The organism is Streptomyces sp. NPDC101227, from assembly GCF_044767545.1.
Lineage (GTDB): Bacteria > Actinomycetota > Actinomycetes > Streptomycetales > Streptomycetaceae > Streptomyces.
The window spans coordinates 1-26179 of record NZ_JBIWOD010000009.1; the positions used below are offsets into that span (position 1 = coordinate 1).

Annotated in this window: 21 protein-coding genes, 1 tRNA gene and 2 pseudogenes; 13 read left to right on the forward strand and 11 right to left on the reverse strand. The window is 68.5% G+C overall.

Annotated elements, in window-relative coordinates; genetic code table 11:
* A pseudogene (locus ACIRPT_RS21720) lies at positions 1-100 on the forward strand (IS481 family transposase); the annotation flags it as partial.
* Here the strand turns inward: ACIRPT_RS21720 and ACIRPT_RS21725 are convergent.
* The 9 genes and pseudogenes from ACIRPT_RS21725 to rpmH all read right to left on the reverse strand — a co-directional run bounded on the left by ACIRPT_RS21725 (position 97) and on the right by rpmH (position 6974).
* Positions 97-714, reverse strand: coding sequence for a GNAT family N-acetyltransferase (locus ACIRPT_RS21725; protein ID WP_403829434.1), 618 nt, complete (start codon positions 712-714; stop codon positions 97-99). The pseudogene ACIRPT_RS21720 and the gene ACIRPT_RS21725 overlap by 4 nt on opposite strands.
* A 307-nt stretch (positions 715-1021) precedes the next feature.
* Positions 1022-2122: a ParB/RepB/Spo0J family partition protein gene (locus ACIRPT_RS21730; RefSeq protein WP_403829436.1), complete on the reverse strand. Its 1101-nt coding sequence runs from the start codon at positions 2120-2122 to the stop codon at positions 1022-1024.
* A complete protein-coding gene (locus ACIRPT_RS21735) occupies positions 2119-3189 on the reverse strand; it encodes a ParA family protein (protein WP_403500663.1) in 1071 nt (356 codons plus the stop codon). The genes ACIRPT_RS21730 and ACIRPT_RS21735 overlap by 4 nt, the downstream gene beginning before the upstream one ends.
* Positions 3190-3494: 305 nt before the next feature.
* Entirely contained in the window at positions 3495-4220 is a 726-nt protein-coding gene (gene rsmG, locus ACIRPT_RS21740) for a 16S rRNA (guanine(527)-N(7))-methyltransferase RsmG (protein ID WP_403499818.1), read from the reverse strand.
* Between the two features lie 134 nt (positions 4221-4354).
* Positions 4355-4861 (reverse strand): protein jag, encoded by a 507-nt coding sequence (locus ACIRPT_RS21745; RefSeq protein WP_403499820.1) that lies wholly within the window; start codon positions 4859-4861, stop codon positions 4355-4357.
* Positions 4862-4875: 14 nt separating this feature from the next.
* Positions 4876-6036, reverse strand: coding sequence for a membrane protein insertase YidC (yidC, locus tag ACIRPT_RS21750; protein ID WP_403499823.1), 1161 nt, complete (start codon positions 6034-6036; stop codon positions 4876-4878).
* A gap of 3 nt (positions 6037-6039) precedes the next feature.
* Positions 6040-6357, reverse strand: a complete 318-nt coding sequence (gene yidD, locus ACIRPT_RS21755; RefSeq protein WP_006604423.1) for a membrane protein insertion efficiency factor YidD — start codon at positions 6355-6357, stop codon at positions 6040-6042.
* A 95-nt stretch (positions 6358-6452) separates the two neighbouring features.
* A pseudogene (gene rnpA / locus ACIRPT_RS21760) lies at positions 6453-6812 on the reverse strand (ribonuclease P protein component); the annotation flags it as partial.
* 24 nt (positions 6813-6836) lie between these two features.
* The gene (gene rpmH, locus ACIRPT_RS21765) at positions 6837-6974 is read right to left on the reverse strand and encodes a 50S ribosomal protein L34 (protein ID WP_003949374.1); all 138 of its coding nucleotides are present in this window, start codon (positions 6972-6974) and stop codon (positions 6837-6839) included.
* Between the two features lie 378 nt (positions 6975-7352).
* Between rpmH and dnaA the strand changes: the two genes are divergently transcribed.
* The 12 genes from dnaA (at position 7353) to ACIRPT_RS21825 (ending at position 24104) form a co-directional block, all read left to right on the forward strand.
* On the forward strand, positions 7353-9185 hold the full coding sequence (gene dnaA / locus ACIRPT_RS21770) for a chromosomal replication initiator protein DnaA (protein ID WP_403829440.1): 1833 nt from the start codon (positions 7353-7355) through the stop codon (positions 9183-9185).
* 967 nt (positions 9186-10152) lie between these two features.
* Entirely contained in the window at positions 10153-11283 is a 1131-nt protein-coding gene (gene dnaN / locus ACIRPT_RS21775) for a DNA polymerase III subunit beta (RefSeq protein WP_403829443.1), read from the forward strand.
* Between the two features lie 192 nt (positions 11284-11475).
* On the forward strand, positions 11476-12354 hold the full coding sequence (gene gnd / locus ACIRPT_RS21780) for a phosphogluconate dehydrogenase (NAD(+)-dependent, decarboxylating) (protein WP_403499832.1): 879 nt from the start codon (positions 11476-11478) through the stop codon (positions 12352-12354).
* Between the two features lie 52 nt (positions 12355-12406).
* Positions 12407-13543 (forward strand): DNA replication/repair protein RecF, encoded by a 1137-nt coding sequence (gene recF / locus ACIRPT_RS21785; protein ID WP_403829446.1) that lies wholly within the window; start codon positions 12407-12409, stop codon positions 13541-13543.
* A complete protein-coding gene (locus ACIRPT_RS21790; RefSeq protein WP_403499837.1) occupies positions 13540-14073 on the forward strand; it encodes a DUF721 domain-containing protein in 534 nt (177 codons plus the stop codon). Before recF ends, ACIRPT_RS21790 begins: the two co-directional genes overlap by 4 nt.
* 449 nt (positions 14074-14522) lie before the next feature.
* Positions 14523-16553 carry a DNA topoisomerase (ATP-hydrolyzing) subunit B gene (gyrB, locus tag ACIRPT_RS21795; RefSeq protein ID WP_403829449.1) on the forward strand — a complete coding sequence of 677 codons (2031 nt, stop codon included), beginning with the start codon at positions 14523-14525 and terminating at the stop codon, positions 16551-16553.
* Between the two features lie 50 nt (positions 16554-16603).
* The gene (gyrA, locus tag ACIRPT_RS21800; protein ID WP_403829451.1) at positions 16604-19228 is read left to right on the forward strand and encodes a DNA gyrase subunit A; all 2625 of its coding nucleotides are present in this window, start codon (positions 16604-16606) and stop codon (positions 19226-19228) included.
* A 15-nt stretch (positions 19229-19243) separates the two neighbouring features.
* Positions 19244-19945 (forward strand): DUF3566 domain-containing protein, encoded by a 702-nt coding sequence (locus ACIRPT_RS21805; protein WP_403829454.1) that lies wholly within the window; start codon positions 19244-19246, stop codon positions 19943-19945.
* Positions 19946-20034: 89 nt separating this feature from the next.
* Positions 20035-20108: transfer RNA gene (locus ACIRPT_RS21810), tRNA-Ile, on the forward strand.
* Between the two features lie 231 nt (positions 20109-20339).
* Positions 20340-20474: a DLW-39 family protein gene (locus ACIRPT_RS21815; protein ID WP_003958712.1), complete on the forward strand. Its 135-nt coding sequence runs from the start codon at positions 20340-20342 to the stop codon at positions 20472-20474.
* 292 nt (positions 20475-20766) lie between these two features.
* Positions 20767-22701: a VWA domain-containing protein gene (locus ACIRPT_RS21820; protein ID WP_403829457.1), complete on the forward strand. Its 1935-nt coding sequence runs from the start codon at positions 20767-20769 to the stop codon at positions 22699-22701.
* Entirely contained in the window at positions 22695-24104 is a 1410-nt protein-coding gene (locus ACIRPT_RS21825; protein WP_403829458.1) for a hypothetical protein, read from the forward strand. The genes ACIRPT_RS21820 and ACIRPT_RS21825 overlap by 7 nt, the downstream gene beginning before the upstream one ends.
* A gap of 31 nt (positions 24105-24135) precedes the next feature.
* Here ACIRPT_RS21825 and ACIRPT_RS21830 read toward each other — a convergent pair whose 3' ends face one another.
* Complete coding sequence (locus tag ACIRPT_RS21830; RefSeq protein ID WP_403829461.1) at positions 24136-25503, reverse strand: serine/threonine-protein kinase; 1368 nt, start codon at positions 25501-25503, stop codon at positions 24136-24138.
* 41 nt (positions 25504-25544) lie between these two features.
* The gene (locus ACIRPT_RS21835) at positions 25545-26093 is read right to left on the reverse strand and encodes a helix-turn-helix domain-containing protein (protein WP_400069033.1); all 549 of its coding nucleotides are present in this window, start codon (positions 26091-26093) and stop codon (positions 25545-25547) included.
* Positions 26094-26179 lie beyond the last annotated feature (86 nt).

Genomic DNA, 26179 nt, shown 5'->3' on the forward strand with positions numbered 1-26179 from the left:
CGACTGGCTGGACTGGTACAACTACCACCGACCCCACACCGGAATCAGCGGCCACACCCCAGCCAGCCGCGTCACCAACCTCTCCGGACAACACAGCTAGAGCGGCCGCAGCGCGGGTTCCTTCTGGACGGCGCCCAGCAAACGGTCGAGGGCCAGCTCCACGTCTTCCTTCCACGAGATGGTGGCCCGCAGCTCAAGCCGCAGCCGCGGAAAGCGCGGATGGGGACGTACGGTCTTGAAGCCCACCGCGAGGAGATGGTCGGCGGGCAGCACACACGCCGGCTCGGTCCAGCGGGCATCACCGAAGGCCTCGATCGCCTTGAACCCGCGCTGAATGAGGTCCTTGGCAACCGTCTGCACCATCACCCGACCCAGTCCCTGCCCCTGGTAACCGGGTGTCAGCCACGCGGTGAGCATCTGCACGGCATCCGCCGACACCGGGCTGGTGGGAAAGGCCATGGAGCGCGGCACATAGGCAGGCGGGGCATACATCACGAACCCGACCGGGACATCGTCGACGTAGACCACCCGCCCGCACGATCCCCACTCCAGCAGAACCGCCGAGATCCAGGCTTCCTTTTCCAGCTCGGGCCGGCCCGCCTTTACCGCGGCTTCGCCGCTGACGGGGTCGAGCTCCCAGAAGACACAGGAGCGGCAGCGCTTGGGGAGATCCGGAAGGTTGTCCAGCGTGAGCGGTACGAGCCGACGGCCCATGAAGCCAGGTCCTCACTTCCCTCGCCTGCCGTACCGCGCAGCGCCGTCAGCGCCGCCTGCTCCCTGAGCAGACCGCCAACGAACCCTCCGACGGCAGCGAGACCGAAGCCCGCTGCCAACAGTCCGGTGCGGCTCACTGATCGCATGGCCTCTCCTCGTTGTGAGGTCTCTCCATGTGGATGCGTGCCATACCCGATCGCATCGTATCCACCCTTTACGGGCACGGGTACCGTCATAGAGCAAAGGGCGGGCCGTGTTCCGGTATGGACTCCGGAACACGGCCCGCCTGGGAGCCGAACCCGTCAGCTCATTCCTTGTCGTCGGTCTCCTCGGAGAGGGACTTGCCAAGGACCGGGCCCTCGCCAGGAGCCAGCGTGCCGAGAATGCGCTCCAGATCGTCCATTGAGGCGAACTCAACGACGATCTTTCCCTTCTTCTGGCCGAGGTCGACCTTCACCCGGGTCTCGAAACGGTCGGACAGCCGCGTGGCGAGACCGGTGAGCGCGGGGGACACACGGGTTCCCGCACGCGGCTTCTTGGGCTTGGTCGTGCTCTTGGGGTCCAGCCCCAGCAGCTTCACGATCTCCTCGAGGCTGCGCACCGACAGCCCCTCCCGCACCGTGCGACTGGCGAGGTGCTCCTGCTCCTCGTGGTCCTCCACGGCAAGCAGGGAACGGGCATGTCCCGCGGACAGCACGCCCGCCGCCAGTCTGCTCTGGACGGACGGTGCCAGCTTCAGCAAGCGCAGCGTGTTGGTGACCTGTGGACGCGATCGCCCGATCCGGTCGGCCAGCTCGTCATGCGTGCATTTGAAGTCCTTCAGCAGCTGGTCGTAGGCGGCCGCCTCTTCCAGCGGATTGAGCTGTGCCCGGTGCAGGTTCTCCAGAAGCGCATCGAGCAGCAGCTTCTCGTCCTCCGTGGCCCGGACGATGGCAGGAATCTTCTCCAGCCCGGCCTCACGGCATGCCCGCCAGCGGCGCTCACCCATGATGAGCTCATATTGCTCCGGTGCGGTCTGACGGACCACCACCGGCTGAAGCAGGCCCACCTCCTTGATGGAGACCACCAGCTCGGCGAGCGCGTCCTCGTTGAACACCTCCCGCGGCTGCCGCGGGTTCGGCGTGATCGCGTCCAGCGACACCTCGGCGAAGTACGCGCCCGCGACCTCCGATACGGCCGGAGACATCGTCTCCGGCTCGTCCGGTGTCTCTGTTTCACGTGAAACACCATTCGCCGGCAGCGCGGCGACCTTTGCCGCCGCCACCCCCCGGCCAGGTGTCAGTACCGGTACGGCCGACGGTGACGTCGCCCCCCGTCCCACCGCAGGCCCGGCGTTGTCCGTGCTCTGCGGTGCCGCGGGGATCAGCGCACCGAGCCCACGGCCCAGCCCTCTACGTCGTTCGCTCACTGGGTCCCCTCCGACATGCTGTGCTGTCCTTCATAGTTGACCGCGAGGCCCTGACCGCCGGTCTGAGGAGCCCCACGCAACGCGATCTCTCTGGCCGCTTCGAGGTACGAGAGCGAACCGCTGGATCCCGGGTCATAGGTGAGCACCGTCTGCCCATAGCTGGGTGCCTCGGAGATACGCACCGAGCGGGGGATGCTCGTACGAAGCACCTCGTTCCCGAAGTGGCTGCGCACCTCATCGGCGACCTGCGAGGCCAGCCGGGTACGCCCGTCGTACATGGTGAGCAGGATCGTGGAGACATGGAGCTTGGGGTTGAGATGCCCCCGCACCAGGTCGACGTTCCGCAGCAGCTGTCCCAAGCCCTCCAGCGCGTAGTACTCGCACTGGATCGGGATCAGCACCTCGGCGCCGGCGACCAGCGCGTTCACGGTGAGCAGGCCCAGCGAGGGCGGACAGTCGATGAGGATGTAGTCCAACGGCTGCTCATACGCCTTGATAGCCCGGTCCAGCCGGCTCTCACGGGCCACCAGAGAGACCAGCTCAATCTCCGCGCCGGCCAGGTCGATCGTGGCGGGCGCGCAGAACAGCCCCTCCACATCGACCACGGGCTGCACCACGTCGGAGAGCGGCTTGCTGTCCACGAGCACGTCATAGATCGATGGCACTTCGGCGTGGTGGTCGATTCCCAGCGCCGTCGAAGCATTGCCCTGGGGGTCGAGGTCGACCACCAGAACCCGTGCCCCGTGCAGGGCCAACGAGGCCGCCAGGTTCACCGTGGTCGTGGTCTTGCCGACCCCGCCCTTCTGGTTGGCAACCACCATGACCCTGGTCTGCTCGGGCCGGGGAAGCCCGTCGCCCGCGCGGCCAAATGCCTCTACCGCCAGCTGAGCTGCACGACCGATCGGGGTGTCGTCCATCGGGGGCGGCGTTTCACGTGAAACGTCGTCCCCGAACGACTCGTTACGGGGACCGGGGACCGGATCGGTCATCGGTCCCGCGATGTTGGCGTCGGACCGCACGGATTCACTCTCCTCGACATCAGGCTCGCAATGGTCAGAGCCTGCCATGCTTTCGGTGTCGCGAACCAGTGAGGTCCGTTCTCCTGTGGACGAATCCACTTCTGTGGATACTTCCGTGACCCTTGTGGGTTTACGGTCGCGCGGCGCGGCGGCCGCGCGACCACGGTCAATGATCCCTTGCAGCAGAGAACGACGTTTCACGTGAAACACGATGCCAGCGCCGCGCCCGATTAAGCCGCGACACTCCGTCTTATGCTCTTTTGATGGCGTTTATGGAATTCGCCCTATTCGCTGGCATGCAGACGTCACTCGCACGGCGCCGATGCCGGCCTGGGGATCTCCGGAATCGGGCCTCAGCGCCGGCGGCCCCTCGACGCACGGCTGGCACGCGCCGCCTTCGCCCGCTTGGCCGCAAAGCGCACACCGCCCGGGCTCTCGCCCACCTCGACCCGCACCACCGTCGACGGCGGATCCACGATCCCCTCGCCCACGTGCACCACCGACGTCTCCACCACGCCGAGTTTGCTCAGTGCCGCCCGAGCTCCCTTGAGCTCCTCCTCGGCGGCGTCGCCCTTCAGCGCCAGCATCTCGCCGTACGGACGCAGTAGCGGCACACCCCAGCCCGCCAGCCGGTCGAGCGGCGCAACGGCCCGGGCCGTCACCACATGTACCTGCGGCAGCTTGCCCATGACCTCTTCGGCCCGCCCCCGCACCACCGTCACATGATCCAGGCCGAGCAGCTCGACGACCTCCTGAAGGAAGGTCGTGCGACGCAGCAGCGGCTCCAGCAACATGATCTTCAGATCCGGGCGCACCAGCGCCAGCGGGATACCGGGCAGCCCGGCCCCCGAGCCCACATCGCAGACCGAAACGCCCTCCGGAACCACCTCGGAGAGCACCGCGCAGTTCAGCAGATGCCGCTCCCACAGCCGCGGCACTTCGCGCGGGCCGATGAGCCCCCGCCTCACCCCTGCATCGGCGAGCAGTTCGCCGTACCGCACAGCCTCCGGAAAGCGCTCACCGAATACCTCCTGCGCCGCCTTCGGCGCAGGAGGGAGCTCCGCTGCTGCCTCCGTCACGGGAACCGCCCTTCCTCTGGACTGCTTTTCCTGCCGGGAACCGGGGATACGCCCCCGGGATAACACAGAACGCTGACAACATTTGGCCCCGCCTGCGAGCAGACGGGGCCAAAGACAAACGGAGCGCTGAAAGGTCAGGCCGGGAGGACGACCACTCGGCGCTGCGGCTCCTCGCCCTCGGACTCGCTGCGCAGTCCGGCCGCGGCCACCGCGTCGTGCACGACCTTGCGCTCGAACGGCGTCATCGGGTCGAGCTTCACCGGCTGACCGGTGCCCTTTGCCTCCTCCGCCGCCTTCGCACCGATCTCCGTGAGCTGCTCACGCTTACGCGCACGGAAGCCGGCGATGTCCAGCATCAGACGGCTGCGGTCACCGGTCTCACGGTGCACGGCCAGCCGGGTCAGCTCCTGCAGCGCCTCCAGCACCTCACCGTCACGGCCGACCAGCTTCTGCAGATCGCGGCTGGTCGAGTCGCTGATGATCGACACCGCGGCACGGTCGGCCTCGACATCCATGTCGATGTCACCGTCGAGGTCAGCGATGTCCAGCAGGCCCTCGAGGTAGTCGGCCGCGATCTCGCCTTCCTGCTCCAGGCGCGTCAGGGTGTCGGTGCCCTTGGTGCCAGGGGTCGTGTCCGTCACGAAAGGACTCCTTCTTACTTCTTGGACGGGTGCTTGGGGCGCTGCTGGCCCTTGCGCTGTCCGGACTTGGTGTTGCGGGATCCGGAGGCGGAGGCGCCCTTCGCGGACGCACCGCCCTTCTCCTCGCCGCCCTGCGGGGCCTTCTTCTCCAGGGACTGCTTCGCGGCACCCTCATCGGATGAGCTGCCGTTCGCGGAGCCCGCCCGCGTACGGTTCTGCGTACCGCTGGAGGCAGTGCCGGCCGTGGAGTGCTGCCGCTTGGCCTTCGTCTGGCGCTTGGGCTGCTGGCGGTTCTGGCGCGCCTCTTCGGCCGCCTTCTTCGACTCCACCTCGGCCGGGCTCTCGACCAGCTTGCCCTGGGCCCGCAGCCGCTCCTGGCGCTCGTTGAAGGCCTTGCTGCCCGGGGTCGGGTTACGACGGATGACGAACATCTGCTGACCCATGGTCCACACGTTGGTGGTCAGCCAGTAGACGAGAACACCGACGGGGAAGTTGATACCGAAGACGGCGAACATGATCGGGAAGACGTACATCAGCATCTTCTGCTGCTGCATGAACGGCGTCTTCACCGTGAGGTCGACGTTCTTCGTCATCAGCTGGCGCTGGGTGTAGAACTGCGACGCCGACATCAGAACGATCATGATGACCGTGACCACACGGACGTTGGTGACCGAAGCGCCGAGGCTCTCGATCTTCGCCGCGCTGTCCATGAACTTGGCCGCCAGCGGCGCACCGAAGATGTGCGCCTTCTGCGCGCTCTCCAGCAGCGTCTGGTCGATGACACCGACCGTCTTGCCGTTCGCGATGTGGCTGAGGACCTGGTACAGCGAGATGAAGAACGGCGACTGGGCCAGAATCGGGAGACAGCTCGAGAGCGGGTTGGTGCCCGTCTCCTTGTAGAGCTTCATCATCTCTTCGGACTGGCGCTGCTTGTCGCTCTTGTAGCGCTCCTGGATCGCCTTCATCTTCGGCTGGAGCGCCTGCATGTTCCGCGTCGACTTGATCTGCTTCACAAAGAGCGGGATCAGGCAGATACGGATCAGCACCACCAGCGAGACGATGGACAAACCCCACGCCGCGCCACTGTTCGGGTTGAAGATCAAGCTGTAGAACGAGTGGAACTGGACGATGATCCAGGAAACAGCGGTATAGAGGGGACCGAGGATCGTGTCCACGAATCAGGCTCCTTGGGCGTTGGGCTGAGTCTCGGGCTGGGCGACAGGCTCAGGGACGGTGGGCCCGCCCAGGCGGCTCCTCAGCCGCTGATGCCAAACCGGACGCTTCCGGGGAGGGACGTGGTCGACCCCACCGAGCGACCACGGATTGCAGCGCAGGATGCGCCAGGCAGTCAGCGCAGTCCCTTTCACCGCGCCGTGCCGGTCGATGGCCGTATAGCCATAGTGCGAGCACGACGGGTAGTACTTGCAGACCGGTCCCAGCAAGGGGCTGATGGTCCACTGATAGATCTTGATCAAAAGCAGCAGCGGGTACTTCACTGTGCGCTCCCTCCCGGGTCCCGTCCGGGGTTCCGGGGGCCCGCGGCGTCGCCGCCGCCGGTCATGGCCCCGGTGGGATTGCAGCCTTTCGGCACCCCTCCCAGCAGCCGCTGAAGCGCGGCGTCCAGGTCGCGGGCCAGCTGGTCATGCTCCGCAGCACCCGCGCCGGGCAGGGCCCGTACGACAACCAGGCTACCGGCGGGCAGCCGGTCCAGCCGATCACGCATGAGGTGACGAAGCCTCCGCTTGACCTTGTTGCGTACGACGGCGACGCCAACGGCCTTGCTCACGACGAAACCCGCACGCGCCGGGGGAACGCATTCCCCCGCTGCGTGCGGGTCCGTTGCACCGCTACGAAAATGAACGACAAGGAGCGGGCGCCCGGCCCTGCGTCCCCGGCGTACCGCGGTCGCAAAGTCCTCGCGCCGCCTCAGCCGATACTCGGTAGGCAGCACGTCATGGACCTAGGGTCAGGCTGCTCAGGCCGACAGGCGGGCGCGACCCTTGCCACGGCGGGACGCGAGAATCGCGCGGCCGGCGCGGGTCCGCATGCGCAGACGGAAGCCGTGGGTCTTCGCGCGACGGCGGTTGTTCGGCTGGAAGGTGCGCTTGCTCACTCGGGGGCTCCAGGAATGCTTGTTGTCTCAAAGGTTGAGACAGATGTGGGGCGTCGTTGGCTGTCACCGTGCGCCCACGAGTAACTCGCAACGCCTAAGTGCACCGCTTCACGATCACCAGAGCGCGATCTTTGCCCATCGGAGGCAGGCGGCAGCAGCCATCGACAACTCGACCTGGTCACGGTACGCGCGGCTACGCCATCCGGTCAAACCGGCTCCGGTCCGCCCCACACGGCCTCTTGTCAGGACACACTATGCACAGCCTGTGGACAACAACTTGAATCCGCAGGCCCGGCCTGACTACCGTTGGTGAACTCCGATTCCTTCCCGCCCGTCCTGAGAATCACACATTCGTGGGACTGTGAGAGAGCGTGCCTTGTGGCTGAAGTCCCCGCCGATCTTGCCGCAGTGTGGCCGCGCGTACTCGACCACCTCCTGCGTGCGGAGGCCGATGGCCTCAAGCCCAAGGACCAGGACTGGCTCAAGCGCACCCAGCCGCTGGCGCTGGTCGCCGACACCGCACTGCTCGCCGTCCCCAATGAATTCGCCAAGGGCGTGCTCGAAGGCCGGCTCGCGCCGCTGATCGGGGAAGCGCTCAGTCACGAATGCGGGCGGCCGATCCGGATCGCGATCACCGTGGACGACTCCTCCGAGGAGCCGCCGGCGCAGTCCGCGCCCCCCGCACCGCAGCAGCAACAGCACCTGCAGCAGCACCCGCAACACCAGCAGCCGCAGCACGACGCATACGACAGCTACGACAACCGGCACGACAGTCGGCACGACAGCCGTCAGGGCTACGGCCACCAGGGCGACGAACTGCCCACCGTCCGGCCCGCCTACCCCGATTACCAGCAGTCCCGGCACGAGCCCGGAGCCTGGCCGCAGCACCCCGCCACCATGGCCGGCGGCCCCGGCCCGCGTGACGACTACGGCTGGCAGCAGCAGCATCTCGGCGGCTTCCCCGACCGTGACCCGTCCGCGGAGCAGTGGCGTGAGTCATACGGCACCCGGCCGCCCTCCCCCCACGGACAGCAGCAGAACGACTACCGCTCACCGCGCCGCGACCTGTCCGAGCACCAGCCGCCCGGCCGGTCCGGCGGCCCCGCGCTGCCGGCGCCCAGCGGTGCGCCCAGCCCGCTCGCCGCCCAGCCCGCGCCGGCGACCGGCCCCGGCGAGCCGACCGCACGGCTGAACCCGAAGTACCTCTTCGACACCTTCGTCATCGGCGCCTCGAACCGCTTCGCGCACGCCGCCGCGGTGGCCGTCGCCGAGGCACCGGCCAAGGCGTACAACCCGCTGTTCATCTACGGGGAATCGGGCCTGGGCAAGACCCACCTGCTGCACGCCATCGGGCACTACGCGCGAAGCCTGTATCCGGGCACCCGGGTGCGGTATGTGAGCTCGGAGGAGTTCACCAACGAGTTCATCAACTCCATCCGCGACGGCAAGGCGGACGCGTTCCGCAAGCGCTACCGCGACATGGACATCCTGCTCGTCGACGACATCCAGTTCCTGGCGAGCAAGGAGTCGACGCAGGAGGAGTTCTTCCACACCTTCAATACGCTGCACAACGCCAACAAGCAGATCGTGCTGTCCTCGGACCGGCCGCCCAAGCAGCTGGTCACCCTCGAGGACCGGCTGCGCAACCGCTTCGAGTGGGGCCTGATCACGGACGTCCAGCCGCCCGAGCTGGAGACCCGGATCGCGATCCTGCGCAAGAAGGCCGTGCAGGAGCAGCTGAACGCGCCGCCGGAGGTGCTGGAGTTCATCGCGTCCCGCATCTCGCGCAACATCCGCGAGCTGGAGGGCGCGCTGATCCGGGTCACGGCGTTCGCCTCGCTCAACCGGCAGCCGGTGGACCTGGGCCTGACCGAGATCGTGCTCAAGGACCTGATCCCCGGTGGCGAGGACGCGGCACCGGAGATCACGGCGACCGCGATCATGGCGTCGACCGCGGACTACTTCGGGCTGACCATCGACGATCTGTGCGGCTCCTCACGCAGCAGGGTGCTCGTCACCGCCCGCCAGATCGCCATGTATCTGTGCCGCGAGCTGACGGATCTGTCGCTGCCGAAGATCGGCGCGCAGTTCGGCGGCCGGGACCATACGACCGTGATGCACGCCGACCGCAAGATCCGCGCGCTGATGGCCGAGCGGCGTTCCATCTACAACCAGGTCACCGAGCTGACCAACCGCATCAAGAACGGCTGAGGCCTGCACCGGCCGGCCACGGCCGGCCGGTGCAGGCGCGCTCAGGGCGCTCCGGAGACATGCTCCCGGGGCGCCCTTCGTCGTACGGGGGCCACGGAGACGCGTGACGGACGCCCCTGAACGACGGCGAGCCACTCCTGAGCCCTCCTGAAGCCGCTCCGGAAGGCCGCACCGCGCGCCTCGCCGTCATCCCAAACCTGTGGAGCGCGCCGAGCGTGTTCGATTCCGCGCGAGGTCACGGCCTCTCTCCACAGATTGAGCAAGAATCTTCCATCCACACCCTGGGGAGAGCAGAGTTATCCCTGGGGAATCCACAGAGCGCCGTCCCGAGGGGCCATCGAGGGAGGTCAGCCGGGTGTGGATTTGTGGCCAACCGCAATCCACAGGGTGTGGATGAAGATTTCGTCCACAAGGGAGCGCTCGGCTTGTCCACCGGCTGCCCACAGGAGAGGCCGTGTTGTCCCCAGTGATCGTCGGCTTCTCCACACCCCTGTCCACTGTTCGGCAACCCGACACCCGTCCTCACCGCGCCGAGTGAAAGCCGTCACATCAAGTTGGTTGGTTGGGCTGTGGGGAACCGGGGTAAAGCTGGGGATGGCACTGGGGAGAACTACCCCTCCCCTGTGCATCGGGTGTGCAGAACTTTCGGCGGTCCACAGATCCGCCCGCTTATCCACGGCTGCCGCCCACAGGGCCGGTGGACAAAAATGCCGCGTTGACCTGCGTAAAGACAGTTGTCCACGGTTTCCACAGGCCCTACTACTACGACCACGGATATCTACCGGGGACTTCGCTTGAAAGCGGGGGCTGTGCACAAGTTGGTCGCCGAGCGCCCGGACCGGGTCGAGTCGACTTGACCCCGAGCCGCACCGACTGTCGGTGGCGTGCGTCAGACTGGTCTCCGGCAACCCAGCCGACGAAGAAGGCCAGCAGGGCGCAAGCCAGCAACAGCAGGAGGCGGTTTCCGGTGAAGATCCGGGTGGAGCGCGATGTACTCGCGGAGGCAGTGGCCTGGGCGGCCAAGAGCCTCCCGGCCCGTCCGCCGGTGCCCGTCCTCGCGGGCCTGCTGCTGAAGGCGGAGGAAGGCGTACTGAGCCTCTCCGGCTTCGACTACGAGGTATCCGCGCGCGTCTCGGTGGAGGCCGAGGTCGAGGAGGAGGGCACGGTCCTCGTCTCCGGCCGGCTGCTCGCCGACATCTGCCGCGCGCTCCCCAACCGCCCGGTGGAGATTTCCACCGACGGTGTACGAGCGACCGTGGTCTGCGGCTCTTCCCGCTTCACCCTCCACACCCTGCCTGTGGAGGAGTACCCGTCGCTTCCGACGATGCCCACCGCCACCGGCACCGTCCCGGGTGAGGTCTTCGCCGCGGCCGCCGCCCAGGTGGCCATCGCCGCCGGCCGCGATGACACGCTCCCGGTGCTCACCGGCGTACGGATCGAGATCGAGGGCGACACTGTCACCCTGGCCTCCACCGACCGCTACCGCTTCGCGGTGCGTGAGTTCCTGTGGAAGCCGGAGAGCCCCGACGCCTCCGCGGTCGCCCTGGTCCCCGCCAAGACGCTGCTGGACACCGCCAAATCGCTGAGCAGCGGCGACACCGTCACGCTGGCGCTGTCCGGCTCGGGTGCGGGCGAAGGCCTGATCGGCTTCGAGGGCGCCGGGCGCCGTACGACCACGCGGCTGCTGGAAGGCGATCTGCCGAAGTACCGCACGCTCTTCCCGACCGAGTTCAACTCCATCGCCGTGATCGAGACCGCCCCGTTCGTCGAGGCCGTCAAGCGTGTGGCGCTGGTGGCCGAGCGGAACACCCCGGTGCGGCTGAGCTTCGAGCAGGGTGTGCTGATCCTGGAGGCCGGCTCCAGCGACGATGCACAGGCTGTGGAGAGGGTTGACGCCGATCTGGACGGCGACGACATCTCGATCGCCTTCAACCCGGGCTTCCTCCTGGAGGGCCTGTCGGCCATCGACTCCCCCGTGGCGCAGCTGTCGTTCACGACGTCCACGAAGCCCGCGCTGCTCAGCGGCCGGCCCGCCAAGGACGCCGAGGCGGACGACGCGTACAAGTACCTGATCATGCCGGTCCGGCTGAGCGGCTGACGGCTGGGGACGTGACCCGCGGCGGAGCCGCTGCGGGTCCCGGGCCGAGCGCCCGGCCGCTCATCGGAGCCCTTGCGGCGACTGGCTGACAGGCCCCCGATGAGCGGCTGAGCCCACAGCTGTGCACGAGGTCGCGGGCGTAGGCTCGGACCCGGGTACAACAGCAACGACTACGTGCAAAGAGGGTCTCTGATGGAGCTCGGTCTCGTCGGTCTCGGCAAGATGGGCGGCAATATGCGCGAGCGCATCCGCCGCGCCGGCCACACCGTCGTCGGATACGACCGCAACCCGGACCTGGCTGATGTCAACAGCCTCCAGGGGCTGGTGGACCAGCTCAAGGGTCCGCGGGTGGTCTGGGTCATGGTGCCGGCCGGTGCCGCCACCCAGTCCACGATCGACGAGCTGGCCGAGCTGCTCTCGCCCGGCGACATCGTCGTGGACGGCGGCAACTCCCGCTGGACCGACGACGAGAAGCACGCCGAGGAGCTCAAGGCCAAGGGCATCGGCTTCGTCGACTGCGGAGTCTCCGGCGGCGTGTGGGGCCTGGAGAACGGCTATGCGCTGATGTACGGCGGCGACAAGGACGACGTCGCCAAGGTGCAGCCGATCTTCGACGCCCTCAAGCCCGAGGGCGAGTTCGGCTCGGTGCACGCCGGCAAGGTCGGCGCCGGCCACTTCGCGAAGATGGTCCACAACGGCATCGAGTACGCGATGATGCAGGCCTACGCCGAGGGCTGGGAGCTGCTGGAGAAGGTCGACTCCGTCACGGACGTGCGCGAGGTCTTCCGCTCCTGGCAGGAAGGCACGGTCATCCGTTCCTGGCTGCTGGACCTGGCCGTCAACGCCCTCGACGACGACGAGCACCTGGAGAAGCTGCGCGGCGTCGCCGCCGACTCCGGTGAGGGCCGCTGGACGGTCGAGGCGGCGATCGACAACGCCGTGCCGCTGCCCGCCATCACGGCCTCGCTCTTCGCGCGCTTCTCGTCCCGTCAGGACGACTCCCCGCAGATGAAGATGATCGCCGCGCTGCGCAACCAGTTCGGCGGCCACGCGGTCGAGAGCAAGAAGTAACTCTCAGCAACAACACGGAGCAATCAGCCGGGGGAGGTCGGCGCACCAAGCTATGCACGTCACGCATCTCTCGCTCGCCGACTTCCGCTCGTACACCCGGGTCGAGGTCCCGCTCGACCCGGGCGTCACGGCTTTTGTGGGCCCCAACGGGCAGGGCAAGACCAATCTGGTCGAGGCCGTCGGGTACCTGGCGACCCTGGGCAGCCACCGTGTCTCCTCGGATGCCCCGCTGGTGCGGATGGGCGCCGACCGTGCGATCGTCCGGGCCGCGGTCGTCCAGGGCGAACGGCAGCAGCTGGTGGAGCTGGAGCTCAATCCGGGCAAGGCCAATCGCGCCAGGATCAACCGGTCCTCGCAGGTCAGGCCGCGGGACGTGCTGGGGATCATACGGACGGTGCTGTTCGCGCCGGAGGACTTGGCGCTGGTCAAGGGCGATCCCGGGGAGCGGCGGCGCTTCCTGGACGAGCTGATCACGGCGCGCTCGCCGCGGATGGCGGGGGTGCGCTCCGACTACGACCGCGTGCTCAAACAGCGCAACACCCTGCTGAAGACGGCCGCGCTGGCGCGCCGGCACGGCGGGCGGCAGATGGACCTCTCGACGCTGGACGTGTGGGACCAGCATCTGGCGCGCGCGGGCGCCGAGCTGCTGGCACAGCGGCTGGATCTGATCGGCGCGCTGCAGCCGCTGGCCGACAAGGCGTACGAGCAGCTGGCGCCCGGTGGCGGGCCGCTGGCGCTGGAGTACCGCGGGTCGGCGGGCGAGGCGATGGCCGCCGCGACCACCCGCGAGGAGCTGTACGGGGTGCTGCTGGCGGCACTGGGCGAGGCCCGCAAGGGGGAGATCGAGCGCGGGGTGACGCTGGTCGGCCCGCACCGCGACGATCTGGTGCTGAAGTTGGGGGAGCTCCCGGCGAAGGGCTACGCGAGCCACGGCGAGTCCTGGTCGTATGCGCTGGCGCTGCGGCTGGCTTCGTACGACCTGCTGCGGGCCGAGGGCAATGAGCCGGTGCTGGTCCTCGACGATGTCTTCGCCGAGCTGGATGCGCGCCGGCGGGAGCGGCTGGCCGAGCTGGTGGCTCCGGGTGAGCAGGTGCTGGTGACCGCGGCGGTGGACGACGATGTGCCGGGGATGCTGGCCGGGGCGCGCTATGCGGTGTCCGGCGGCACCGTGGAGAAGGTGACCTCGTGAGCGAGGAACAGCCCGACCGCCCCAAGCCTCCGGAGCTCTCCGGTGTGGATCTGGCCCGCCAGGCCTTGGTCGCCGCCAAGGAACAGGCGCGTGCGCGAGGCGCGGCCGCGCAGCAGAAGAAGCAGGCCAAGCGAGGCGGGCTGCGCTCGGGGGCACGGGCGGACGGCCGCGACCCGTTGCCGCTGGGTGCGGCGATCAACCGGCTGATCACCGAGCGCGGCTGGGAGACCCCGGCGGCGGTCGGCGGGGTGATGGGGCGCTGGCCGCAGCTGGTCGGGCCCGAGGTGGCGCAGCACTGCGAGCCGCAGCGGTACGACGAGGACGCCCGAGTACTGACGGTGCAGTGCGATTCGACGGCATGGGCGACGCAACTGCGCCTGCTGGCGCCGCAGCTGGTGGCGCGCCTCAACCAGGACCTGGGCCAGGGCACCGTAAAACTGATCAAGGTTCTGGGGCCCGGAGGTCCCGCGCGGCGCTACGGGTCGCTGCGGGCGCCCGGGAGCAAGGGGCCCGGGGACACCTACGGCTAGGCCCGGTCCGACGGGTCAGGCCCCTCGTCCGGCCGTGAACGGATGGCGGTGTTTCACAGGAAGCGATGTTTCACGTGAAACAGCCGCCCTGTCCCGCTTCCGGACCGTTTCGCGTGAAACAGTCCGCGGCTCCATGACCCCTGTAAACACATGGGGCGGGTGAGACTCCGCTCACGGTAGCCGGCGGTTGACAGTCGGAAGCGCTGAGTGCCCGTGTGAGCGTCCTGAGGCCCCTTCTCGGATATGGGGAGTCGGCGGACGTCAGTTCAGGGCGGCACATGACGACTCAGGTGCCTGCAAACCCCCATGAGTGTCAGCGCTACCGGTAGACTGGTAGCAATCCCGCCCACTCGCGGAACATGTCGAACGACGCAGCCGTTCTCGCCTGTCTTTTCTGGGGTTGCCCCACAGGCGCGGAAGGGCTTGTGCTGTGCCAGAAAGGGCGCTTCGTGGCCGACTCCGGCGACCTCAACGAGAACAACACGGCTTCTACTGAAGAGGGGGTTCCGGCCGACGCCCTGGGCGACTCCTCGGTGGAGAAGTCGTACGACGCCAGCGCCATCACCGTCCTCGAAGGCCTGGACGCGGTCCGCAAGCGTCCCGGCATGTACATCGGCTCGACGGGCGAGCGCGGTCTGCACCACCTCGTGCAAGAGGTCGTCGACAACTCCGTCGACGAGGCGATGGCCGGTCACGCCGACACCATCGATGTGACGCTCCTGGCCGACGGCGGCGTGCGCGTGGTCGACAACGGCCGCGGTATCCCCGTCGGCATCGTGCCGTCCGAGAACAAGCCCGCCGTCGAGGTCGTGCTGACCGTCCTGCACGCCGGCGGCAAGTTCGGCGGCGGCGGATACGCGGTCTCCGGTGGTCTGCACGGCGTGGGTGTCTCCGTCGTGAACGCGCTCTCCACGCGTCTCGCCGTGGAGATCAAGACGGATGGCTTCCGCTGGACCCAGGACTACAAGCTCGGTGTGCCGACCGCGCCGCTCGCCCAGCACGAGGCCACCGAGGAGTCCGGTACGTCGGTGACGTTCTGGGCCGACGGCGACATCTTCGAGACCACCGAGTACAGCTTCGAGACGCTGTCGCGGCGCTTCCAGGAGATGGCGTTCCTCAACAAGGGCCTCTCGATCGCGCTGCGCGACGAGCGCCCGGCCCATGTGGACGAGGAGGGCAACCCGCTCTCGGTCCGGTACCACTACGAGGGCGGCATCGTCGACTTCGTGAAGTACCTCAACTCGCGCAAGGGCGAGCTGGTGCACCCGACCGTCATCAGCGTGGAGGCCGAGGACAAGGAGCGGCTGCTCTCGGTCGAGCTCGCGATGCAGTGGAACACCCAGTACAGCGAGGGCGTCTACAGCTTCGCGAACACCATCCACACCCATGAGGGCGGCACCCACGAAGAGGGCTTCCGGGCGGCGCTGACGGGTCTGATCAACCGCTACGCGCGCGACAAGAAGCTGCTGCGGGAGAAGGACGACAACCTCACGGGTGAGGACATCCGCGAGGGTCTGACCGCGATCATCTCGGTCAAGCTCGGCGAGCCGCAGTTCGAGGGCCAGACCAAGACCAAGCTGGGCAACACCGAGGCCAAGACCTTTGTGCAGAAGGTCGTCCACGAGCACCTCACGGACTGGCTGGACCGCAACCCCAACGAGGCCGCGGACATCATCCGCAAGGGCATCCAGGCGGCCACCGCCCGCGTCGCCGCCCGTAAGGCGCGCGATCTGACCCGCCGTAAGGGCCTGCTGGAGACGGCGTCGCTGCCGGGCAAGCTCAGCGACTGCCAGTCCAACGACCCGACCAAGTGCGAGATCTTCATCGTCGAGGGTGACTCCGCCGGCGGCTCGGCCAAGTCCGGCCGTAACCCGCAGTACCAGGCGATCCTCCCGATCCGCGGCAAGATCCTGAACGTCGAGAAGGCACGGGTCGACAAGATCCTGCAGAACAACGAGGTCCAGGCGCTGATCTCGGCCTTCGGCACCGGCGTGCACGAGGACTTCGACATCGAGAAGCTCCGCTATCACAAGATCATCTTGATGGCGGACGCCGACGTCGACGGCCAGCACATCAACACCCTGCTGCTCACGTTCCTCTTCCGCTTCATGCGGCCGCTGGTCGAGGCCGGACACGTGTACCTCTCCCGGCCCCCGCTGTACAAGATCAAGTGGGGCCGGGACGACTTCGAGTACGCGTACTCCGACTCGGAGCGGGACGCGCTCATCGAGCTCGGCAAGCAGGCCGGCAAGCGCATCAAGGACGACTCGGTCCAGCGCTTCAAGGGTCTGGGCGAGATGAACGCCGAGGAGCTGCGGGTGACCACGATGGACATCGACCACCGTGTCCTCGGCCAGGTCTCGCTGGACGACGCGGCCCGCGCGGACGACCTGTTCTCGGTGCTGATGGGTGAGGACGTCGAGGCACGTCGCTCCTTCATCCAGCGCAACGCCAAGGACGTCCGCTTCCTCGACATCTGAGCCCGGTCGGCCCTCACAACAGCCGCCGCTCGAAAGGACTTTGAACAGCAATGGCCGACGAGAATCCCCCCGTGACCCCGGACGGTGTGACCCCCGAGGGCGCGCCCGCCGCCATCGAAGGCGTGGGCATGCGCGTCGAGCCCGTCGGGCTCGAGACGGAGATGCAGCGCTCCTACCTCGACTACGCGATGTCCGTCATCGTCTCGCGTGCGCTGCCGGACGTACGGGACGGCCTCAAGCCCGTCCACCGCCGCGTCCTGTACGCGATGTACGACGGCGGCTACCGCCCCGAGAAGGGCTTCTACAAGTGCGCCCGCGTCGTCGGTGACGTCATGGGTACGTACCACCCGCACGGCGACACCTCCATCTACGACGCCCTCGTGCGGCTGGCGCAGCCGTGGTCGATGCGGATGCCGCTGGTGGACTCCAACGGCAACTTCGGTTCCCCGGGCAACGACCCGGCCGCGGCCATGCGGTACACCGAGTGCAAGATGAAGCAGCTGTCGATGGAGATGCTCCGGGACATCGACGAGGAGACCGTCGACTTCCAGGACAACTACGACGGCCGTAACCAGGAGCCGACGGTGCTGCCGTCGCGCTTCCCGAATCTGCTGATCAACGGCTCGGCCGGTATCGCGGTCGGTATGGCCACCAACATCCCGCCGCACAACCTGCGCGAGGTCGCGGACGGCGCGCAGTGGGCGCTGGCCCACCCGGAGGCCTCCAACGAGGAGCTGCTGGACGCGCTGATCGAGCGGGTCAAGGGCCCGGACTTCCCCACCGGTGCGCTGGTGGTGGGCCGTAAGGGCATCGAGGAGGCGTACCGCACCGGCCGCGGCTCCATCACGATGCGCGCGGTGGTGGCCGTCGAGGAGATCCAGAATCGCCAGTGCCTGGTGGTCACCGAGCTGCCGTACCAGACCAACCCGGACAACCTCGCGCAGAAGATCGCCGACCTGGTGAAGGACGGCAAGATCGGCGGCATCGCGGATGTCCGCGACGAGACGTCCTCGCGTACGGGGCAGCGCCTGGTGATCGTCCTCAAGCGGGACGCGGTCGCCAAGGTCGTCCTGAACAACCTCTACAAGCACACCGACCTCCAGACCAACTTCGGCGCCAACATGCTCGCCCTGGTGGACGGCGTGCCGCGCACGCTCTCCCTGGACGCGTTCATCCGGAACTGGGTCACGCACCAGATCGAGGTCATCGTCCGTCGGACGAAGTTCCGGCTGCGCAAGGCCGAGGAGCGGGCGCACATCCTGCGCGGTCTGCTCAAGGCCCTGGACGCGATCGACGAGGTCATCGCGCTGATCCGGCGCAGCGAGACGGTCGAGGTGGCGCGCGAGGGCCTGATGGGCCTGCTGACCATCGACGAGATCCAGGCGAACGCGATCCTGGAGATGCAGCTGCGCCGGCTGGCCGCCCTGGAGCGCCAGAAGATCACCGCCGAGCACGACGAGCTGCAGCGCAAGATCAGCGAGTACAACGCGATCCTGGCCTCGCCGGAGCGCCAGCGTCAGATCATCAGCGAGGAACTGGCCGCGATCGTCGAGAAGTTCGGCGACGACCGGCGCTCCAAGCTGGTGCCCTTCGAGGGCGACATGTCCATCGAGGACCTGATCGCCGAGGAGGACATCGTCGTCACGATCACCCGTGGCGGCTATGTGAAGCGCACCAAGACCGACGACTACCGCTCGCAGAAGCGCGGCGGCAAGGGCGTGCGGGGCACGAAGCTCAAGGAAGACGACATCGTCGACCACTTCTTCGTCTCCACCACCCACCACTGGCTGCTGTTCTTCACGAACAAGGGCCGGGTCTACCGCGCCAAGGCCTACGAGCTGCCCGACGCGGGGCGCGATGCCCGCGGCCAGCACGTCGCCAACCTCCTCGCCTTCCAGCCGGACGAGCAGATCGCGCAGATCCTGGCGATCCGCGACTACGAGGCCGCGCCGTATCTGGTGCTCGCCACCAAGGCCGGCCTGGTGAAGAAGACGCCGCTCAAGGACTACGATTCGCCCCGCTCCGGCGGTGTGATCGCGATCAACCTGCGCGAGCAGGAAGACGGCAGCGACGACGAGCTGATCGGCGCCGAGCTGGTGTCGGAGACCGACGATCTGCTGCTGATCAGCAAGAAGGCGCAGTCGATCCGGTTCACGGCGACGGACGAGGCGCTGCGGCCCATGGGCCGGGCCACTTCCGGCGTCAAGGGCATGAGCTTCCGTGAGGGCGACGAGCTGCTCTCGTTGAACGTGGTGCGCGAGGGTACGTTCGTGTTCACCGCGACGGACGGTGGCTACGCCAAGCGCACCGCGGTCGACGAGTACCGCGTCCAGGGCCGCGGCGGCCTCGGCATCAAGGCCGCCAAGATCGTGGAGGACCGGGGTTCGCTGGTCGGCGCCCTGGTGGTCGAGGGAACCGACGAGATCCTGGCGATCACCCTGGGTGGTGGCGTGATTCGTACGCGGGTCAACGAGGTCAGGGAGACCGGCCGTGACACCATGGGCGTTCAACTGATCAACCTTGGCAAGCGAGATGCCGTCGTCGGCATCGCACGGAACGCCGAGGCCGGTCGTGAGGCCGAAGAGGTCGACGGGGTCGACGAGACCGAGGAGACCGAAGAGGTCGCAGGGACCGAGCCGGCGGCGGCCGAGGGCGAGCAGCCCGCGGCGGAGTAGCACGAGGAGTAGGTCGTGAGTGGAGCCACGGGCGCTGCGGCGGGTGGACCGGGAGTCAAGAAGGGCTCCTCGTCCGGACCCGCGACCGTGACGGAAGACGGCGCCCGTGGCTCTGCCGCGTCCGAAGGCCCCCGAGACGAGGGCTCCAACCAAGGGGGAACCGTGACCGATACGCGTCAGCCGCAACCTCAGCCCCAGCAGCAACCGCAGCCGCCACAGCAGCCCCAGGGCGGCCAGGGCGGCCAGGGGCAGCCGTATCAGCCGCCCCAGGCCTACCGCACCGGCGGCGGCACCGGCGGTGGCCAGGCCGTGCGCAAGCCCCGCACGAGCGCCGGCACGGCGCCGCGCACCCGCAAGGCCCGGCTGCGGGTGGCGCGCGCCGATCCCTGGTCGGTGATGAAGGTCAGCTTCCTGCTGTCCATCGCGCTGGGGATCTGCACGGTGGTGGCCGTTTCGGTGCTGTGGATGGTGATGAACGCGATGGGCGTCTTCTCCACCGTCGGCAGCACCATTAGCGAGGCCACCGGCTCGAGCGACGGCGGCGGATTCGATCTGCAGTCCTTCCTGTCGCTGCCGCGGGTGCTGCTGTTCACGTCGGTCATCGCGGTGATCGACGTGGTGCTGGCGACGGCGCTGGCCACGCTGGGCGCGTTCATCTACAACCTGTCCGCGGGGTTGGTGGGCGGGGTGGAGCTCACCCTCGCCGAGGACGAGTAGTGCCCCTGGTGGCGGGCCCGTCGGAGGGCCTCGGGAACCGATTTTGGGAACGCCTCTGAAGTGCGCTAATCTTCTGGTGCAGCGAGCGCGCGGCTATAGCTCAGACGGTTAGAGCGCTTCCCTGATAAGGAAGAGGCCCCAGGTTCAAGTCCTGGTAGCCGCACTGCACAATCGGCCCGGCCGGAGATTTCTCCGGCCGGGCCGATGCGTTGTGGCGTGCGGGGCGATTCGGCGGTGCCGCCCGATTCTCCGTACGGAAAACGGAAGTTGAGCCTTCTTCGAGGTCAGCGCGCCGGTTGTAGCCGGGCTCGGCCTAGATAACCGATCGGTATCGGTCGGTGTGTATCATCGGCCGACATAGGTCCCCTACGTCAACGAAAGACGAGGTCGCGCGGTGAAGAAGCTTCTCCTGGTCGCACTGGCCGCCATCGGCGGGCTCCTCGTGTACCGCCAGATCCAGGCGGATCGCGCCGAGCAGGATCTGTGGACGGAGGCGACCGACTCCGTGCCCGCAGGTTCGGGTGTGTGAGACCCCAACGCACAGCAGTTTGTACGGACCCCGGTTGCCTTTGGGCGGCCGGGGTTTCGTGCGTCATGGGGTGGGCCGGGCGCGGTGGCATGATGCCGGGCGCGGGTGCGTCGTGGTGGGCCGCTGTTGTTGCAGGGCCGTGACAGCGAGCCCCTTGCGTTTGCGATAGCACATTATTAACTTGCAGTAGCAAAGCTGAAGTGCGTGGCATCGCGGTATGCGTTGACGTGCGGGTACGTGGGTGCGTTGATGTGCGGAAAGTGACACGCGGTACGCAAGGGGGACGAGGGACATGGCACGACGACGCCGCAGGGGGGCGGTGGCTCTGCTCGGCGGACTGCTGCTGGCGCTCACCGCCGCGCCGCTGCAGACAACGCCGGCCGCGGCGACTGCGCCGGCCGCGCCGCCCGCCGAGGGCACCGGCATGGTGATGGTGCTGGACTCCTCCGGCTCCATGGCGGAGAAGGACGCCTCCGGCAGTACCCGGATCGCGGCCGCCGGTAAGGCCGTCGGCACGGTCGTCGACGCGCTGCCCGACGGTTACCCCACCGGCCTCCGGCTCTACGGCGCCGACAAGTCCAGGGGCTGCGACGACACCCGGCTCGCCCAGCCCGTCTCCCCGCTCGACCGTGCGGGTCTCAAGCGGGCCGTCGCGGCGGTGCGGCCCAAGGGCGACACCCCTATCGGGCTGTCCCTCGAAAAGGCCGCCAGGGATCTCCCCAAGCCCTCCGACGGATCGATCGGCAAGCGCACGATCCTGCTGATCTCCGACGGTGAGGACAACTGCCAGGCGCCGCCGCCCTGCAAGGTCGCCGCCCAACTCGCCGCTTCCGGCGTGGATCTGCACATCGACGCCATCGGCTTCGAGGTCGCCGGCAAGGCGCGGCAGCAGCTGGAATGCATCGCCAAGTCCGGCCATGGCCAGTACTTCGACGCCCCCGACGCCAAGGCGCTTGCGCGACAGCTCCAGCGGGCCGGGCAACTCTCCGTAGGCGGCTACAAGTTCGAGGGGGAGAAGGTCCGGGGCACCCCCAGCCAGGCCAATGCGCCCGGCATCGGACCGGGTCAGTACCTGGACAGCATCGGACCCAACCAGAAGCGGTACTACGTCACCGACCTGGACGCGGCCTCCACGGCAGACTTCTCGGCGACCGTGGTTCCGCAGCCCGGCGCGCGGATCGGGCTTCTCGACTCACTGCACACCGAGATCGTCTACGGCATCGACAGCACCTGCGACTCCACCCACGAGCTGTTCGGGCAGCGGCAAAGCGCCACGCCGCTCACCTCGGGCATCAGCCGCGTCCCCTCGGAGAAGGGCACCGCTCCCTGCGACAAGGCGGCCCGTTACTGGTTCGTCGTCGAGCGCGAGGCGCCCAAGGGCTCGGACGCCTCGCCCTGGCCGCTCGAGGTGATGTTTCACGTGGAACATCCGCTGAAGAAGGGCATCACGCCCGCGCAGTCGGAGCCGAAGTACGGCGCGGGCGGCAAGAACGCCACACTGCCCACCGGTACCCCCAAGGCCGTCACCGGCGGCACCGGCTTCAACGACGCCCGCTCCCTGACCCAGGGTGTCTGGCGGGACAAGATCCTTCCCTCGCAGACCCTCTGGTACAAGGTGCCGGTCGGCTGGGGCCAGCAGCTGCGGTACGACGTGGAGTTCGCCAATGAGCGGACGGTCAGGAACGGCCACAGCGCGGTCACCGCTTACGGTGGCACTCAGGTCTACACACCCGCCCGTGCGCCGGTCGGCAGCGGCACGGGGGAGTTCAACACACAGGTGCCGTACAACGGCCGGCCGGCCTCGCTCAGTATGGGGACGGTCCCCGTCGCCTGGACCAACCGCTACGAGAGCGACCTCAACGTCACGCCCGTGCACGACAAGGGCGACTTCTACATCGCCGTATCGCTGAGCGCCCAGGCCGCCGAGATCGCGCGGAACCCGCAGATCGGCGTGGTGCTGCGGGTCGCCGTACCGGGCAGGGCGAAGTCCGGGCCACAGGCCGGTGCGGGCGCCCTCAGGAGCGACGCCGCGGGTGCTCCCGGGGCCTCTGCCGACGGCAGGCAGGGCGGCAGTGAAGGATGGGCGGCGGGCCCGGTGGTCGCGGCCGTCTTCGGCGGTATCGGCGTACTGCTGCTGGCCGGACTCGCGGTCGCCTTCCTGCGGGCCCGCAGGAAGCAGCGGCCCAGCGGCGGCGGTTCGGATGCGATGAGGGGTGGCTCGTGGTGACGGGGCGTGGGACGAATGCGGGGCTCGTCATGCTTGCGGCGCTCGCCATGGTGGCGGTGATGCCGGGCGCGGTGGGGGTGGCCTCCGCCGAGAACGTGCCCACTTACAAGACGGCGGACGATGCCACCCCGGTCAAGGGCGCCGCCACCACCTCGGACGCCTCGCCCCTCGAGCCGGGACGGCACACCGACACGATCAAGCGCGGCGCGGAGCAGTTCTACGGCGTCACGCTCGACGCCAAGTCCAGCGCCTACTTCTCCGTGGTCGCCGTGCCCAGTCCGGGCACCAAGGTCGAGGAATACAAGGACAAGCTGTCCATCAGGGTCCAGGACACCAACGGCACCCCCTGTAGTTCGGAGACTTCGCCGACCTTCCATGCCGGCGGAACGGCCTATCCCATCAGCGACTACGCCGTCCGTGACGTCGGCCACGACGAGACGGACTGCCAGGAAGCCGGTCAGTACTACGTCGTGGTCACCCGCGACGGATCCTCCACGTCCGGGCCTGCCGACTGGGGGATCGAACTCAGCTACATCCGCGAGCCCGCGCTGAAGGGCAGCACCCCGGCCGAGCCCGCCGACGGCAGCTGGAGCACCGCGACCCCCGCGCCGCGCACCGCCCCCACCAAACGCAAGGCCAGGGGCGGTACCGGCTTCAACGACGCGTTCCCGGTCGACACCGGCGTCTGGACGGACCGGATCAGGCCCGGCGAGACCCGTTTCTACCAGGTGCCGGTCAACTGGGGCCAGCGGCTCAACCTGCGCGCGGAACTGCCGAACGCGTCCTCGCCCGCCGCCGGCGGGTTCCTCGCGGACGCCCTCGGACTGAATGTGTTCAACCCCGCGCGGGGCGTCGTCATCGACGACAACTTCGTCTCCTACGACGGCGAAGGGGCCACCGCAAAGGAGTTCACCGCCCCCGTCGCCTACGGGAACCGCTTCAACACCACCGACTCGGTCAAGGCGATGAGGTTCGCCGGCTGGTACTACCTCGAAGTGACCCTGAACTCTGATGCAGAGCGGTACTTCCCCAAGGGCGCCGATCTCACCCTGCGGGTCGACGTCCGGGACCCCGTGAAAGCCGGGCCGGCCTACGCCGGGCCCGCCCCCGAGTTCACCGTCACCGACGAGGAACGGGAGATGGCCAGGAAGGGCCAGACCGAGCAGGAGGCCGAGAAGAGCGGCACTCTGCAGACGGTGGCCTACGCCGGGATCGGCACCGGCGTGGTGCTGCTGCTGGGACTGGGCGTGTGGACGCTGGTGGCCCGGCGCAGGGCCGCAGCCGCCCCAGGAACGCCCGGGACGGCCGGACTGCTCCCCCACCAGGCGGAGCAGCCCACACAGCCCCAGCACCCCCAACACGGCAGCCAGGGCCGGCAGTCCGGGCCTCCGCAGGGCTGGTAGGGCGCCCGCGGCAGGCCGTCGTGGCGGGCCGTCAGGAGACCGACAGCGCCCAGACGCCGACCGCGATGCACAGCAGCGCGACGATCAGCACCGGGACCGCCACCTTCGCGGGCGGTCCCGGCCGCCGTACCGGCACGGCAGCGGGCCGCGCGGCGACCGGAGCGCCCGAGGCCGCCGCCATGTGCGCGACGGGCGCCTGCTGCCCCGGGGCCCCGGCCGGCGGCTGACCGGGCACGGGGTGCGGGCCCGCGGTATACGGCCGGGTCGCGGCAACGTCCGGCCGGACGGCCGCCGTCGGCTCGTACGCAGGGATCGGCGCCGGTGTGGCCGGTGCGGCGGACATGCCCTGGGCCGGGGGCGTATCGCTCCAGGCCGCGCTCGGCAGCGGTGTCGGGGTCGGCGGGGTGCTCGGCTGCGGTGGCACCGACAGGCTCCGCTCCGGCGGCGCGAGCTGGAAGCTCCCGGTGTCCGACATGGAGCCCTGGCCGGTGGCCACGTCCTCGGACGTGCCCTTCGAGACCAGGGGCCCGTCCGGCCCGAACCCGCCCGGCAACGGCCCGATGTGGTCGAAGACCTCGACGACCTCGTCCTCGATCGTCACGTCCGGCAGCATCTCGGCCGCCGACAGGACCGCCTTGCGCGCCCCCGTGGCCGTCTTGAACCGCGACTCCGGGTCCGGGTGCAGCAGACCGGCCAGCACCTGCCACAACGGCTCCGGCACGCCCTCGGGGGCGTTGGGGATGCCACGCTCGGCGAAGTGCCGGATCAGGCCCTCGGAGTCCGGCTTGGTGCCGGTGATCAGATAGAGCGCCACCAGGCCGACCGCGAACAGGTCCGCCGGAAAGTCCGGCTCGGAGCCCAGCATCTGCTCCGGCGCGAAGTAACCGGGAGTGCCCACCACGTAGTTGGTCTCGGTGAGCCGAGGCTCGCCCTTGCGCATCGCGATGCCGAAGTCGCTCAGCCGCAGATGCGGGCGACCCGTGCCGGTGGCCTCCAGCAGGATGTTCGCGGGCTTGATGTCCCGGTGCACCACACCCTCCGCATGCACCGCGGTCAGCCCGGCCAGCAGCTGGTCCAGCAGCGTGCACACGAACCGCGGCGGCAACGGGCCGTAGTCGCCGATCAGATGCGCCAGCGAGCCGCCGTTCACCAGATCCATGGTGAACAGCACCTTGTCGTCGTCCGCGGCCCAGCTCGCCGGGGCCAGCACATGCGGATGGTCGATCCGCAGCGCCTGTTCCCGTACGAAGCGCAGCAGGGTGTGCGCATCGCTCTGCTGAAGCACCTTGGCCGCTACATAGCGGCGCCTTCGCTGGTCCCAGGCGCGCCAGACGGCACCCACGCCGCCTCGCCCGATCGGGTCGACCAGCTCGTACCGACCGGCGAAGATCTCACCCATGACGCCCCGTCCGCTCCCGAACTCCGCAAGCTCCGTTGTGCCTAGCCCTGGTGCGCCTCGTAGTGCGCCACCGCGTCCGCGGTGCGGCCGGCACCGTAGACCCTGAGGAACTCTGCCAGTTCGGGGTGAGTGGGGGCGAGGGTGTTCGCCGCATCGATGATGTCGCCTGCGTCGGAGACCGAGCGCAGCAGCGACTGAATCTCGCGCACCACGCGCCGTACGGTGGTGGCCCCCGTCGACGACGTCTGCTGCGTGGTGTTGTTGAGCACCGAGCCGCCGGCCGTCTTCTTGATCTCGTCCATGCGGTCGGTGGCCTCGGCGGCGCTGACGCTGCCGTCCGCCACCTGTCCGGCCAGTTCCTGCAGCGCCTGGACGCGCTGGACCACGGCCGGGTTGCCTATCTTCGCGCGCTGCCCGCTCATCAGCTGCGACAGCATCGGGGCGGACAGGCCGAGTACGGCGGCGAGCCGGGCCTGGTTGAGGCCGAGATCATCGATGAGACGGCGGAACAGCGCACCCAGAGGCTCCCCGTACCAACTGCGCTGCAGCTCCCGGGCTCGCGCGGTGGCTTCCTGTTGTGCTGCGTCCATGCGTCTCCCCTGTCTCCCCGATCGCGCTTCGCTGCCGCGAATCTCGCGAAGCATCCTACGGAGAGTGGCGGGGTGCGGCGATACCC